Consider the following 15,158-nt stretch of genomic DNA (forward strand, 5'->3'; position numbering starts at 1 on the left):
CTATAATGATTGAATTTTCTTAATCACATTGGTGGTAGAGCAGCCGTTTTCAAAGTTTAGCACTTGAACTTCTCCGCCGTTTGCCCAAACTTCTTGGCTACCTGCGATCTCTTCAGGTTTATAATCCCCCCCTTTTACTAATAAATCAGGTAGGATTTCGCCAATTAAGCGTTGTGGTGTATCTTCATCAAAAGGTACAACCCAATCTACAGAGGCAAGCCCTGCAAGCACCGCCATTCGTGCATCTAAATCATTAATTGGGCGAGATTCGCCTTTTAAGCGTTTAACGGAATTATCGGTATTAACGGCGACAATTAAGCGGTCGCCTAGTTTGCGAGCATTTTCTAAATAAGAAACGTGTCCCGGGTGGAGAATATCAAAACAACCGTTTGTCATTACAATTTTCTCGCCACGTTTTTTTGCTTCCAATACAATCGCTTTAAGCTCATCTTCCGATACAACACCAAACCCTGTTGTTGCACGCTGATGAATAGCATTTTCTAACTCAACAGGGCTAACCGTTGATGTACCTAGTTTACCAACTACAACACCAGCGGCTGCATTCGCTAAATAGCAAGCCTCTTCATAAGCTCTACCATCTGCAATAGCAGTTGCTAACACGCTAATTACCGTATCGCCCGCACCGGTTACATCATAAACTTCTTTTGCTTGAGTCGGTAAGTGATAAGCTTCTTGATTTGGGCGAAGTAACGTCATTCCTTTCTCTGAGCGAGTAACGAGTAGGGCAGAAAGCTCAAAATCCGCAATCATTTTTAAGCCTTTAGTTACGATTTCATCGTCATCTTTACAATGCCCAACAACGGCTTCAAATTCCGACATATTTGGCGTGAGTAAGGTTGCCCCACGATAGCGTTCAAAATCAGTGCCTTTCGGATCGATTAATACAGGCACATTCGCTTTGCGTGCAATTTGGATCATTTGTTGCACCGATTCAAGAGTGCCTTTACCGTAATCTGATAAGATTAATGCTCCGTAAGCGGTTATTTCTTGCGAAAGTTTTGCAAGTAGATCCGTTGAATCAACATTATGAAAACCTTCTTCAAAATCTAAACGTAATAACTGCTGATGACGAGATAAAATTCGCAATTTAGTAATGGTTGGATGTGAATTAATTGCCACACAATGATTTTGAATATTGTGTGAATTAAGTAATGTATCTAACGCACGCCCTGCATCGTCTTGACCAATTAAACCGTGAAGGGTAACAGGCACACCAAGACTTGCAATATTCATTGCCACGTTTGCCGCACCACCAGCACGTTCTTCAATATCTTGCACCTTAACAACAGGCACAGGGGCTTCCGGAGAAATTCGATTTGTTGCACCAAACCAGTAACGGTCTAACATTACATCGCCTAGTACTAACACTTTAGCATTATTAAATTTTGGAGAGTATTGCATCATCATAGTTAATATCTCAAATTAATGATGGCGCAAGCGTCCACGCTTGTGCCAATATCAGGATGTTTTAGCACAGGCAGGGGCACTTGTGCTATCGTTAGATGTTATTTCTTCGCTTTCTTAATAAACTTCATCAAACGCTTACGTTTGCGTAATTGGTTCGGCGTAAGTTTATTTTTTTTACCCGCAAATGGGTTATTCCCTTCTTGGAATAAAATGCGAATTGGCGAGCCGATAATTTTTAAACTCTTACGGAAATAGTTACTCAAATAGCGTTTGTAAGAATCCGCTAATTTTTCTACTTGGTTACCGTGAATCACAATAATTGGCGGATTATAACCACCCGGGTGAGCATATTTTAATTTTACTCGGCGACCATTTACCAATGGCGGTTGGTGTTCGTCTGCTGCCATACGTAAAATACGCGTTAGCATTGACGTCGAGGTTTTTTGGGTTGCACAAGCATAGGCTTCTTTAACCGAATCAAATAAATTCCCCACACCAGAACCGTGTAAAGCTGAAATAAAATGCACACGGGCAAAATCAATAAAATCTAGGCGGCGATCAAGCTCAGATTTTACTTGATCTTTAATATCTTGCGATAAACCGTCCCATTTATTCACGACAATCACAAGTGAACGGCCTGCATTTAAAATAAAGCCGAGTAGTGATAAGTCTTGATCTGAAATCCCTTCACGAGCATCAATGGTTAAAAGCACTACGTTCGCATCTTGAATCGCCTGTAGTGTTTTGATAACCGAAAATTTTTCAACCGCTAAATTCACTTTACCACGCTTACGCACACCAGCGGTATCAATAATAGTGTATTGCTGACCATCACGTTCCATTGGAATGTAGATAGAATCACGGGTTGTGCCGGGCATATCATAAACAACTACACGATCTTCGCCTAAAATACGGTTAGTCAAGGTTGATTTACCCACATTTGGGCGACCGACAATAGCAATCTTGATATTTTTATCTTCAATTGACTCTTCCGCATCTTCTTCTAAGGCTTCATCTAATAATGCGGTATCTTCTTCGTTATCAAAGTCGAAATCAGTATCCCATTCATTTGCTTCTTCATCATTTGCAGAATTTTCATCAGAATCGACCGCTTGATCGGCATTTAATTGTTCACCGATAGGGGCAAGAACTTGCTCGATAAGTTGAGTAACGCCACGCCCTTGAGCTGCAGCAATTTGCTCCACTTCGCCCAAGCCAAGTTGATAAAACTCTGCACAGTGAGAGTCTGCATCAATACCATCGGTTTTATTTGCTACCACAACAGTGGTTTTTTCACGTTGGCGTAAGTATTGAGCAATGCCAACATCGGCGGGTAATAAGCCGGCACGGGCATCAACTAAGAAAAGCACAACATCAGCTTCTTCAATCGCAAGGAGCGATTGTTCTGCCATTTTCTCTTCCACGCCCTCTTCTGTGCCGTCAATACCGCCTGTGTCGATTACAATAAAATCATAGCCGGCAATGTTAGCGTGCCCATATTTACGGTCTCGGGTTAAGCCGGGAAAGTCTGCCACTAAGGCATCTCGAGTGCGGGTTAAGCGGTTAAATAAGGTGGATTTACCTACGTTTGGTCTGCCTACTAGGGCAACAACAGGAGTCATTTTTTATCCTCTAAATTGAGTGATTTGCAATGCGTTGCAAAAATTGGCTTATTATAGCGGAAATTTGGGGAAAGTTAAAATTGGAAGAAAAGATATGTATAAAGAATAGATTGACGTAGGGACAGGTCCTGTGCCTGTCCGTATTATCGTTAGAGAAAATTAGTCTTCTAATCTAAGTGCTTTAGAAAAACTTTGTAAGCCTGTTGAATTACCGCTCTTCGCCATAGATTGCAACGCTTGGGTTGGGGCGTGAAGTAGCTGATTTGTGAGTTTGTAGCTTAGTTCGCTCAAAACACGTTGGCTATCTTGCCCTTGATTTATTGCTTGTAGAGCTTTTTCTAACAACTCTTGGCGGATTTGCTCCGCATCTTGGCGATAGCGTTTAATGAGATCGCTCGACTGCTGCTGTTTTAACCACTCAAAGAAGGCTTTGCTCTCTTCTTTCACGATTTCAGCTGCTTGCTTAGCTGCTTCTTCACGTTGAGCCATATTACGCTGAATGATATTTTGTAAATCATCAACGCTGTATGAGTAAACCCCATCTAATTCGCCTGCTTTTTCATCAATATCACGAGGAACGGCAATATCAATAAGCAATAGAGGATCAAATTGACGTTGTTTCTGAGCAAGCTCGACCATCTCTTTAGTAATCAGCATATCAGGGCTGCCTGTTGAACTAATCACCACATCGGCTTGGTTTAAGCCAAGTTGTAATGCACTTAAAGAGAGAATTTGCATTGGTGCGTTTAGCTTTTCTGCCAATATTTCTGCTCGAATATGGGTACGGTTTGCCACCATAATGTTTTTTGCACCGTGCTGAATTAAATAACGAGCCACTAATTCAATAGTTTCGCCCGCTCCAACCAGCAAAAAGCGTAATTTGCCGAAATTATCAAAAATTTGACGGGCTAAACCGCAAGCGGCATAGGCAACAGAGACCGCTTGGCTGCCGATTTCGGTTTCCGAACGAACACGTTTTGCAGTCGCAAAGGTGCGTTGAAATAAGCGAGAGAGCTTTGTGGACATCGCTTTGTGATTCTGCTGGTAAAAATCTTCGCTATATTGATAAGCCTGTTTTACCTGCCCTAAAATTTGCGGCTCGCCTAAAATAAGAGAATCTAAACCACTTGCCACTTTCATTAAATGGTTGGCGGCTTCTAAATTTTGTTTGAAATAGAGGCATTCACGCAATTCATTTTCATCAAGCTGATGAATTTGAGCAAACCATTGGAAACATTGTTCACGCCATTGAATATTTTCCTCGCTCTCTTCACGAGGCGAAATATTAGGTTGGTGGAAATAGAGTTCGGTGCGGTTACAAGTAGAAAGAATAACAACGCTTTCGGCTAATCCACTTTCTTGAATTTGGGTAAGAGCAAGATCACGTTTGTTATCAACAAATGCAACTTTCTCTCTTAAACCCACAGAAGCGGTTTTATGATTGATTCCTAAAGCTAAAATTGTCATTGTTTCCCACAGAAAAGATAAAATTTAAAAATAAAAACGCAGTCATTTTAATCAAGAGCGTGAGCTCGTGCAAATGATTGTGTTAATAGGTTTGATTTATCACAAGGTTGATACCTCTTAAGGAGTAATTTAAGTGGTAAGCTCTATGCTAAATTTTTATAAAAAGGGTAAATTTTTTCTGAAATTAGACGTATAATTACACTCCATATCAAGCGATAACAAGCGGTCTGATTTTGACAAAAATTTACAAGGAGGCTTTATGGTAGCAATTCGTTATTCCCACCAACTTGATCCGAATAATTTTGAATTAGCAAGCTGGTGTACGAGCCTGAATATGTCTCCTGCTACATTTGATCGCATTCAACACGCTTGGGATTATGCGAAAGAAAAACTTGATACCGATTACAGTTTGATGTGGTATGGCATTGAGATGGTTGAAGTGCTACACGGCTTGAATATGGACGATGACAGCCTTGTTGCAGCACTTTTATTCCCGCTTGTAAAACATAACATTATTGATCTGGTTCAGTTAAAAGAAGATTTCAATAATCACATCAAAAACCTTGTGAAAGGTGTGTTGGAAATGGAAAATATCCGCCAGCTTTCCGCTCACAATGTGTCTGATTTACAAATCGATAATATCCGCCGTATGTTGCTTGCAATGGTAGACGATTTCCGCTGTGTGGTAATTAAACTTGCCGAGCGAATCGCTTATTTGCGTGATAGCAAAAAACATTCCGAAGAAGATACTGTATTAGCAGCCAAAGAATGCTCCCACGTTTATGCACCGCTTGCCAACCGCTTAGGCATTGGGCAGCTCAAATGGGAGTTGGAAGATTACTGCTTCCGTATTTTACACCCTGTCTCTTACACCCAAATTGCGAAGTTTGATTTAGGTGAACGCCGTGTTGATCGTGAACGCTACATTGCAAATTTTATTGAAGATTTGACCGCTTGTTTAGCCGATGAAATAGACAACGTTCAAATTTACGGTCGCCCGAAACATATCTACAGCATTTGGAAAAAAATGCAGAAAAAGCGTTTAAAATTCAATCAACTTTTTGATGTGCGAGCAGTACGAGTGATTGTGCCAACGCTTGAAGATTGTTATACCGCATTAGGCATTATTCATACTAAATATACTCACTTGCCTGAACATTTTGATGATTATATTGCTAACCCGAAACCTAACGGCTATCAATCATTACATACGGTGGTATTAGGCGAAGGCGATAAGACTATTGAAGTGCAAATTCGTACCCAGCAAATGCACGATGATGCCGAGCTTGGCGTGGCGGCTCATTGGAAATACAAAGAGGGAGCAACTGCAGGGCGTTCGGGCTACGAAGAAAAAATTGTCTGGCTGCGTAAACTCCTTGAGTGGCAAAACGATCTTGCCGATTCTAGCGATATGGTGGCAGAAATGCGGACACAAATTTTTGATGACCGTGTTTATGTCTTTACGCCAAGAGGCGAGGTAATCGATCTGCCGCAAAAAGCCACGCCGTTGGATTTTGCTTATGCAATTCATAGTGAAATTGGGCATCGTTGTATTGGAGCAAAAGTCGCAGGGCGAATTGTACCGTTTACTTACCATTTACAGATGGGAGATCAGGTTGAAATTATTACGCAAAAAGAGCCAAACCCAAGTCGAGATTGGCTCAATCCGAATGCAGGGTTCGTCAATACCAGCAAAGCTCGCTCAAAAATTATTGCGTGGTTTAAGAAATTAGACCGTGAAAAGCATATTCCGATTGGTAAAGAAGCCCTTGAAGCAGAGATGGAAAAATTTGGTTTCACGCTCAGACAAATCGAAGAATACGCACTGCCTCGCTATAATTTAAAGCAATTTGATGATCTATACGCAGGCATTGGCGGCGGCGATATTCGCTTGCACCAGTTAATGCACTATTTGCAATCAAAATTGATTAAGCCAACCGCTGAGCAGGAAGATGAGGCAATTCTAAAGCAAGTTAATAAAAACAGTAATAACCCACCTAAACAAAGTAAAGGTTATGTAATTGTTGAGGGCGTGGGGAACTTAATGCACTCTATCGCTCGCTGTTGCCAGCCAATTCCGGGCGATGAAATTTTAGGCTATATCACGCAAGGACGAGGAATTTCTATCCATCGTGCCGATTGTGAGCAATTACACGAGTTGCTCAATGTCAATCCGGAGCGTGTGGTTGAAGCAGATTGGGGCGAGGGTTATGTTTCAGGCTTGAGTTTGACTATTCGTGTGATTGCCAATGACCGCAACGGTTTATTACGAGATGTGAGTGCGATTATGGCAAATGAAAAAGTAAATGTGTTAGGTGTTTCGAGCCGAACTGATATCAAACGAAGCCTCGCAACCATTGATATGGAAATTCAGCTCAATAATGTTGCGATTTTAAATAAACTATTAGCCAGAGTATCACAATTAGACGATGTGATTGAGGCAAAACGGCTTTCAAGTTAAATACAAGCGGAAAAATTTTACAATCAAGGATAGGTGATCTACATAATTAAAATGTAGGGGGCGAAAAATCTTTCGCCCTTATTATTCCTATTCAATATAGAGAAATAGAATGAAAAAATTAGTGATTTTAGGCTCAACAGGTTCAATCGGTAAAAGTACCTTATCGGTGGTTGAGCATAATAAAGAACAATATGAAGTATTTGCCTTAGTCGGCGGAAAAAATGTGGCATTAATGGCAGAACAATGCCAGCAATATCAACCGACTTTTGCGGCAATGGATGATGAAAATGCTGCTCAAGAATTAAAAACTGCATTAACAAATTTAGGTTTAAAAACCGAAGTACTGGCAGGGCAAAAAGCGATTTGCGAGCTTTCTGCTCACGCTGATGTGGATATGGTAATGGCGGCAATCGTTGGTGCTGCAGGTTTATTACCGACACTTTCAGCAGTAAAAGTAGGGAAAACCGTATTATTGGCAAACAAAGAATCCCTTGTTACCTGCGGACAGATTTTCATTGATGAAGCTCGTAAATCAGGTGCAAAATTATTGCCTGTAGATAGTGAACACAATGCAATTTTCCAATCGCTACCACCTGAAGCCCAAGAAAAAGTCGGTTTTTGCCCTCTTGCAGAATTAGGGGTAAGCAAAATTATTTTAACTGGGTCGGGTGGGCCGTTCCGCACTAAGCCGTTAAATGAGTTTGACGCGATTACACCCGCTCAAGCTGTGGCACACCCTAATTGGTCGATGGGGAAAAAGATCTCCGTTGATTCTGCCACAATGATGAATAAAGGTTTGGAGTACATAGAGGCTCGCTGGTTATTTAATGCAACGGCAGAGGAGATGGAAATTATTATTCATCCACAATCAATCATTCACTCAATGGTACGATATATTGATGGTTCAGTGATTGCTCAAATGGGTAATCCTGATATGTGTACGCCGATTGCACACACTATGGCATATCCAAATCGAATCAATGCAGGTGTGCTGCCCCTTGATTTCTTTAAATTAAAAGAGCTGACTTTTATTGAGCCTGATTTTGCTCGTTATCCAAACTTGAAATTAGCGATTGAGGCTTTTGCAGGAGGGCAGTATGCAACCACTGCAATGAACGCAGCCAATGAAATTGCTGTTGAGGCGTTTTTAAATGAACAAATTCGCTTTACTGATATTGTGAATGTGAATAGAACAGTTGTGGAAAATATCGCCCCAGTTCAAGTGAAAGAAATTGCAGATGTATTGCATATTGATAAATTTGCCAGAGAGTTAGCAAAACAAGCCGTTATTCAACTCTAATAAAAAGAAAATGCCTACAAATTTGTAGGCATTTTTCATCTATTAGTTTGCTTTTTTACTGATAGTTACCCCGGTAAATCCAAAAATTAAGGTAAGGATTAAGCAGAGGTAGCAGAAGAACGCATAAGGTAAATAATCTAAAACAGGCACATTGAGTACGCTGCTGATAAACACACCACACACGCTCCAAGGCACTAATGGGTTGATTACTGTACCTGCATCTTCAATAGTGCGAGATAAATTTTTCAGCTCTAAACCTAAACGTTCATACGTTGAACGGAAAGTATTACCTGATAATAATAAACTTAAATATTGCTCGCCGATTAATACGTTGATACCAACAGCGGTGCTTGCTACGACAAAAGTAACACGTCCTGTGTTGGTTAAAAAGCTACTAATGCCGTTAAGTAGTGCCGGTAAAATGCCGAGGATTTGTAATAAGCCACCTAAACTTAGGGCTAATAGCACAATCGTAATGGTAAAGAACATACTATTAATACCGCCACGAGAAACTAATGATGCCACTTCGCCTAAATCTACGCCTTCAACGGGTTTATAGCCGGTAAAGAAATAATTGCCTAATTGTTCAAGGGTTGGTGAGCTGTGAATATAGGTAATAATCAGAGCGAGTGTTACCGTAGTGACAATAATATAAATGGAATTAACGCGTTTCATTGCCATTAAAATTAACGTAACAAAAGGTAGTAATGAATAGCCGTGTATTAATCCTGTTTCTTGTAAATTGGTTCGTAGGCTCTCAATATTTGCTAAATTTTGAGCATCAGTAGGTTCGGTTAAAAACCAAAGGATAAGCGCTGTTAAAATCCACGCAGGAATAGTGGTATAAAGCATATTGCGGATATGAGCGAACATATCAATACCCACAACAGAAGCGGCAATCGTGGTAGTGTCTGAAAGTGGGGAGGTTTTGTCGCCAAAAAATGCTCCTGAAACAACCGCACCCGCTACAATGGCTGGATTAGCACCAAATGCAGAAGCCATACCAATAAAGGCAACACCGATGGTGGCAGTTGTGGTTAAACTACTACCTAAAGCAATACCTACCACAGAGCTTAAGGCAAAAGCAGAGATGTAAAATAATTCAGGCGAAATCACACTTAAACCATAATACATCAAGGTCGGAATTGCCCCAGACATCATTAGTGCTGAAACTAATAACCCAATGAAAAAGAACAAGTAAACGGCACCAATACCAGACACCAGCCCATTTGCCATACCATCTTGCATATTTTTAAACGGGATTTTATTCATTAGCCCGAAAAGCAACAGCATAATAATAACCGCTAGAATTGAAATTTGCGGCACCCAGCCAAGCCCAATCATCGTAAAACCTAAGATGAATACCGTTAAAAGCGAAAGTATGATGGCTGTTCTCGGTTTTAGTGTAAGTAGGTAGTTATTCATTTATACTCCTAATATTTATTATTCTTTATGAAAGAGGATTATTATAGACTAATTTTGTTCATCTAAGTAGTGTGCCCCCAAACTCTTCTCATTAAGCATATTTTTTACCACTAATTGAACGGTTTTTAACGCATTGTAAACTTCAATACCTTGATATTGAGCGTGATGGATTGGGTCAAATTGCTGTTCCAAGCGGTTCAATTCATCGAGTAGAAGTTGAAGATTGCCTCGAGTACGATAAACATTCGCATACAACGCCATTTTCTCTCGAATAGTGGAAAGCACTTCGCTGGCTGTTAATTCGAGATTAGCAGTTGAGTTAGCAAGCTGATTTAAGGCTCTTTCTGCTATTACAAGCGGTGAAATTTTTGGATTTTTTTGCAAATTATTCTGTTTTAGTGAACGAACAATTTCTGATACCGCACGTTTGGCAAACACCAAGCCACCGCCGACTGAATTTCCGCCCATACGGTTTGCTCCTTCAATGCAATGAGCAATCTCGCCAATCGCAAATAAGCCTTTTACCGTACTTTCGCCCCATTCATTAATTTGAATACCGCCATTGCAACTGTGAGCAAAAGGTGTTATTGCAATTTTATTCTTGATTAAATCAATCCCCACTTCATTTTTTAGCCAATTTAAATAGACGGTGTAAAACTCTTCGGTATCTTCATAAAGTTTTGGGCTGTATTTAAGGTAAATCCCTTTTTCATTTGGATTTTCTAGCAGATGCTTCTTCATCACTAAGTCAAATTCTACGCAGTCAAAATCCAAACTGAACGGGGCATAATGGCTACGTTCAAGCATCATTTTGCTAAATTGTGATTGGCTTAAATGAGGAAACAGATTTTTGCCGTTAGAGTCTGTAATTTCCGTTACATATTTCAACGTATGTTCGCCAAATAAAACTTTGTATTTCGGCTCAACAAAGGCAGGAATAAATTGAATAAATGCAAGATTGACTAATGTTGCTCCAGCTCGCTCGGCAACAGAGTGGAGCGAACCTATTACATCAGCAGGGTAAAGGTTATCTTTATAAAGCCCGGCAATGCCGCCAGCGGCTAAAATAATATGATTGGTTTTGCAAAAAATATACGAAATTTGATCGCTTGTAAGCAGTGAAAATACCGCTCCTTGTACCTGATTATTGTCTGTTACGATGTGTAAAAGGGTTGCATCTTCATAGAAGTTAATTTGCTGTTCTTGCAAAATTTGTTTCGCACGTAGGGCAGCCTCTCGCCAATCTTTAATTAAATAAATTGGGCGAGCATATTTAGCAAAACAAGCAGGGCGGTTATCATTCCGTTTCCAAGGTTTAAAGCCGATACGGTTTAATAACTTAATGGCATTCGGCGAATCTTCAATATAAGCCTGTACCACATTTGGGTTGATTTTGCCCTTACCGATATGTTCAATATCTTCTCTAAAAAGCGAATAGTCGTTTTCATCGCCCGTCACTTGAATGCCAAGAGTTGCTTTCAGCGGAAAATAACTGGCTCCCGAACCAATCGTTGATTTGCTAATCAATAACGGATTTAACCCTTTACTTTTTGCCTCAACTGCGGCAGAAAGCCCAGCAATGCCAGAGCCGACAATAAGTAAATCTGTATTTATGGTTTGGGTAATTTTGATCATAGAAATAAAAAACAAGCGGTCAAATTTTTACCAAATTTTACCGCTTGTAGCCTTAAATCACAATTATAACAATGATGGAGCTGCGTCTAATAGAATACGGGTGTATTCATCTTGCGGACTATCGAACACTCGTGCTGCTTCACCTTGCTCGATGATTTTACCGCCATTCATTACCACAATACGGTCAGACACTTGACGAACAGTTTGCAAATCATGAGAGATAAATACCATTGCAAGGTTTAACTCTTTTTTCAGATCGGCAAGTAAGTTCAGAACTTGAGCTCGAACGGATACATCCAGTGCAGAAGTCGGCTCATCTGCTACTATCAAACTTGGATTAAGAGCCAATGCACGAGCAATTGCCACACGTTGTTTTTGACCACCTGATAAGCGAGTTGGCTCAACTAAGGCAGCAGAACGCGGTAAGCCTACACGGTTCAAGAGTTCATAAACACGTTTTTCACGCTCGCTTGGCACTAATACATTGTGAATATCCATTGGGTCTTTCAAAATATCTAACACACGCATACGAGGGTTAAGTGCGGTTGCGGGATCTTGGAAGATAACCGATACTTGACGACCAAACTGTTTACGAGCTTCGGCACTACCGTATTTCATCTGTAATCCATTGAATTTTACCGTACCCGAAGTTGGTTTTTGTAAACCGATGATTACGCTTGCTAATGTTGATTTACCGCAACCTGATTGCCCTACAATACCCACTGTTTCACCTGCGTGAATATCTAAACTTACACCATTAACAGCACGGAATTTTTTCGGGTTGAATAGCGTTCCATCACGGGAGCGAAACTCGACAACAATATCTCTCAGCTCAATAATTGGCTGCTCTTTAATGGGTTTCATACTCATAGTTTAGCTCCCTGATTTTCTTCTAAGTGAGATGCCCAAATGTGTTGTGGGTGTTCTCCAGTTGGAACAAGTTTCAAGCGTTGTTTTGGATTCGCATCAGGGCGCAATGAGCGGCTGGCGAAACGGTCACCGTCTGCAAAGTCAAACGGAGAAGGCACGCTACCTGGAATTTGATATAAGCGTTCTGCTCGGCACTCGGTTGAAAGCACTGAGCCTAATAAGCCTCGTGTATATTCGTGCGTTGGGTGCATTAGTAAGTCACGGGTTGGTGATGCTTCGACCACTTGACCTGCATACATAACCGTGATGTGGTGAGCAATTTGAGCAACTAAGGCTAAATCGTGGCTCACAAACACCATTGCAAAGCCGAGTTTTTCACGCAATTCGTTAAGAAGTTTAATCACTTCTGCTTGAACGGTTACGTCTAATGCAGTGGTTGGTTCGTCCGCAATTAATAATTTCGGTTCACGAGCCAATGCCATTGCAATTAACACACGCTGACGCTGACCACCTGAAAGTTCGTGTGGATAACGGTTGAGCGTTTTTTCAGGATCAAGATGTACCCATTTGAGTAATGTCTCTGCGGACTGTTTACCGCCACGACTGATTAACTGCTCCATTTGTTCACGAATACGCATTGATGGATTTAACGCACTTAACGCATCTTGATAAATCATCGAGATTTCGTGACCACGAAGATCGTTCAACTTGTCAGTTTTTAATAAATCGTGTTGATTGCCCGCACGGTCAGTAAACAAAATTTCCCCGGTGATTTTGGCTGTTTTTGGTAATAAGCCCATAATTGAGAAGGCAGAAATTGATTTACCACAACCAGATTCACCTACTAAGCCCATTGTTTCGCCTTCGTGTACGGTAAAGCTGATGTTATCTACCAATGGTGTTTCACCATAACGGTTCGGGAAACGGATAGATAAGTTTTTCACTTGCAAAATCGGTTTTGCATTTGGGTTAAGTTGCATACGGTCAGTACGTACGGTTTCTGCTTGGTTTAATTTTAACAAATAGCGTTTTAATGCCAAGCTTTCTGCCATTGCTTCTTGAACGTCTGTTGAAAGCGGTTTTGACACATCGCTTTTTGCGGCTGTTGGACTTTTCTTGGTTTTTGGATTGGCTAACGCATCAGTTAAACCTTCTGAAAGAATATTTAATGATAATACCGTTAAAAGTACGCATAAACCTGAGAATGTCGTTGCCCACCAGAAGCCGCTTAATACTAAGTTACGACCTTCAGATAAGATATTACCCCAAGACGGATGTGGTGGCTGAACCCCTGCACCTAAGAAAGAAAGTGATGCTTCAAGAATAATTGCATCAGCAACCATTACTGTTGCGAATACTAAAACAGGTGCTGCGGTATTACGCACAACGTGTTTTAATAAGATATAAGTACGGCTACCACCAATTACACGCTCAGCACGCACATAGTCCTCTTCCCATTGTGAAACCACGTTTGCACGAACAACACGAGCTAATTGTGGCGTGTAAACAATCGCAATTGTTAAGATAATAATCGGTGAAGAGTTGCCGAAAGTCGCTAATAATACAGCAGCAAGTGCGATGCCAGGGAATGCCATTAGAATATCCATCAGACGCATAATCACTTCGTTACCGAATTTATCAGCCGTTGCAGCCGTTGCACCTAAAATACTACCGAATACGATTGCACAGGCTACTGCACCTAAGCCGATAAAGAGAGAGGTTCTAGCTCCGTAAACGATACGAGAGAAAATATCACGTCCTAAACGGTCTGTACCGAACCAATATTCTGAACCTGGAGCTTGCACTGGGCGCAGGGTTTGCAGTGGATCATAAGGTGCAACCAATGGTGCGAAAATTGCCACAAGAGCCATAAAAATCAAGAAGATTAAGGCAATTTTGGAGGCGGTTGATAATGCTTTGAATCTTGCCCCGCCAGAAGCAAGTCTGTCTGCTAATCCTTGACGAAACATTATAGACTCCGAATTTTAGGGTTAATAATCAGATAAAGAATATCAACGATGATGTTTACTAATACAAACGTCAATGCAATGGTGAGTACCACGCCTTGTACTAAGTTTAGGTCTACATTCGTAATTCCGTTGAAAATCAGTTTACCCATTCCTGGTAAGTCAAAAATCTGCTCAATAACGACTGCGCCACCAAGCAAGTAACCAACACGTAAGCCAAGTACGGTGACTGGTGTAATTAATGCATTACGTAATACATTACGGCGAATAACAGTTGAGTATGGTACGCCGTTGCCAATTGCTGTACGTACATAATCTTTATCCATCTCTTCTACCATTGCGGTACGTACTACTCGAATAAGAGAGGCACAAACAGGAATAGCCAATGCAAGTGATGGAAGAACTATTGAGATAGCCCATTCTTTTGGACTTTCACTAAATGGCACATAGCCACCAGATGGTAACCAATCAAGTTCTAGAGAGAAGTATTGGATTAATAAAATACCGAGCCAGAAAGAAGGTGTTGCAACCGCTGCTACCGAGAATAAACGAATAATTTGGTCAGCAAGGCGATCACGATGAAGTGCGGCAAATACCCCTAAGGTGAATGAAATGATTGCGGCGAGGATTACACCAATAAAAGTTAATTGCAGTGTGATTGGGAAGGCTTTAGCAATCATTGATGAAATCGGCAATTCAGGTGGTGTAGTTACCCCTAAATCTAACACGAGAAGATTTCCGAGAAAACGGAAGTATTGAACAAATAATGGATCATTTAACCCACGTTGTTCACGCCATAAATGTTTAGCTTCATCGCTGGCTGCATCACCTAATGCAACCGTTGCGGCATCGCCCGGCGTGAATTGTAAAATAATAAAAACTAATGCTGTTACCCCGATAATCATTACTGGTAATGCTAATAAACGGCGGAATAACAGGCGAAGTACAATTTCCATTTTTATCTCCGACTATAAAACATTAGT

General features: G+C 40.9%; 10 protein-coding genes. 2 read left to right on the top strand and 8 right to left on the bottom strand.

Annotated elements, in window-relative coordinates; all coding sequences use genetic code 11:
• From hldE to hemA, 3 genes are all read right to left on the bottom strand, one after another.
• The gene (hldE, locus tag ACERCF_RS06595) at nucleotides 1-1,428 is read right to left on the bottom strand and encodes a bifunctional D-glycero-beta-D-manno-heptose-7-phosphate kinase/D-glycero-beta-D-manno-heptose 1-phosphate adenylyltransferase HldE (protein ID WP_373625054.1); all 1,428 of its coding nucleotides are present in this window, start codon (nucleotides 1,426-1,428) and stop codon (nucleotides 1-3) included.
• Between the two features lie 98 nt (nucleotides 1,429-1,526).
• Nucleotides 1,527-3,050, bottom strand: coding sequence for a ribosome biogenesis GTPase Der (gene der / locus ACERCF_RS06600; RefSeq protein ID WP_373625055.1), 1,524 nt, complete (start codon nucleotides 3,048-3,050; stop codon nucleotides 1,527-1,529).
• Nucleotides 3,051-3,209: 159 nt separating this feature from the next.
• On the bottom strand, nucleotides 3,210-4,517 hold the full coding sequence (gene hemA / locus ACERCF_RS06605; protein ID WP_373611324.1) for a glutamyl-tRNA reductase: 1,308 nt from the start codon (nucleotides 4,515-4,517) through the stop codon (nucleotides 3,210-3,212).
• A 259-nt stretch (nucleotides 4,518-4,776) separates the two neighbouring features.
• On the opposite strand from hemA, the gene relA reads away from it, so the two are divergent.
• Both relA and ispC read left to right on the top strand, forming a co-directional pair.
• Entirely contained in the window at nucleotides 4,777-6,978 is a 2,202-nt protein-coding gene (relA, locus tag ACERCF_RS06610; RefSeq protein WP_373625056.1) for a GTP diphosphokinase, read from the top strand.
• Between the two features lie 109 nt (nucleotides 6,979-7,087).
• On the top strand, nucleotides 7,088-8,278 hold the full coding sequence (ispC, locus tag ACERCF_RS06615) for a 1-deoxy-D-xylulose-5-phosphate reductoisomerase (protein WP_373625057.1): 1,191 nt from the start codon (nucleotides 7,088-7,090) through the stop codon (nucleotides 8,276-8,278).
• 42 nt (nucleotides 8,279-8,320) lie between these two features.
• On the opposite strand, the gene nhaC is transcribed toward ispC, so the two are convergent.
• Genes nhaC through ACERCF_RS06640 form a run of 5 tightly spaced genes read right to left on the bottom strand, consistent with a single transcriptional unit; the run spans nucleotide 8,321 to nucleotide 15,131 of the window.
• Nucleotides 8,321-9,703, bottom strand: a complete 1,383-nt coding sequence (gene nhaC, locus ACERCF_RS06620) for a Na+/H+ antiporter NhaC (RefSeq protein WP_373625058.1) — start codon at nucleotides 9,701-9,703, stop codon at nucleotides 8,321-8,323.
• A gap of 48 nt (nucleotides 9,704-9,751) precedes the next feature.
• The gene (locus ACERCF_RS06625; RefSeq protein ID WP_373625076.1) at nucleotides 9,752-11,344 is read right to left on the bottom strand and encodes an FAD-binding protein; all 1,593 of its coding nucleotides are present in this window, start codon (nucleotides 11,342-11,344) and stop codon (nucleotides 9,752-9,754) included.
• Nucleotides 11,345-11,401: 57 nt separating this feature from the next.
• On the bottom strand, nucleotides 11,402-12,208 hold the full coding sequence (locus ACERCF_RS06630; RefSeq protein ID WP_373611648.1) for an ABC transporter ATP-binding protein: 807 nt from the start codon (nucleotides 12,206-12,208) through the stop codon (nucleotides 11,402-11,404).
• Nucleotides 12,205-14,178, bottom strand: a complete 1,974-nt coding sequence (locus tag ACERCF_RS06635; RefSeq protein ID WP_373625059.1) for a dipeptide/oligopeptide/nickel ABC transporter permease/ATP-binding protein — start codon at nucleotides 14,176-14,178, stop codon at nucleotides 12,205-12,207. The genes ACERCF_RS06630 and ACERCF_RS06635 overlap by 4 nt, the downstream gene beginning before the upstream one ends.
• Nucleotides 14,178-15,131 carry an ABC transporter permease gene (locus ACERCF_RS06640; RefSeq protein ID WP_373625060.1) on the bottom strand — a complete coding sequence of 318 codons (954 nt, stop codon included), beginning with the start codon at nucleotides 15,129-15,131 and terminating at the stop codon, nucleotides 14,178-14,180. Before ACERCF_RS06640 ends, ACERCF_RS06635 begins: the two co-directional genes overlap by 1 nt.
• Nucleotides 15,132-15,158: the final 27 nt, after the last annotated feature.

Origin of the sequence: Mannheimia kashgarensis (assembly GCF_041807705.1) — a bacterium.
Lineage (GTDB): Bacteria > Pseudomonadota > Gammaproteobacteria > Enterobacterales > Pasteurellaceae > Mannheimia.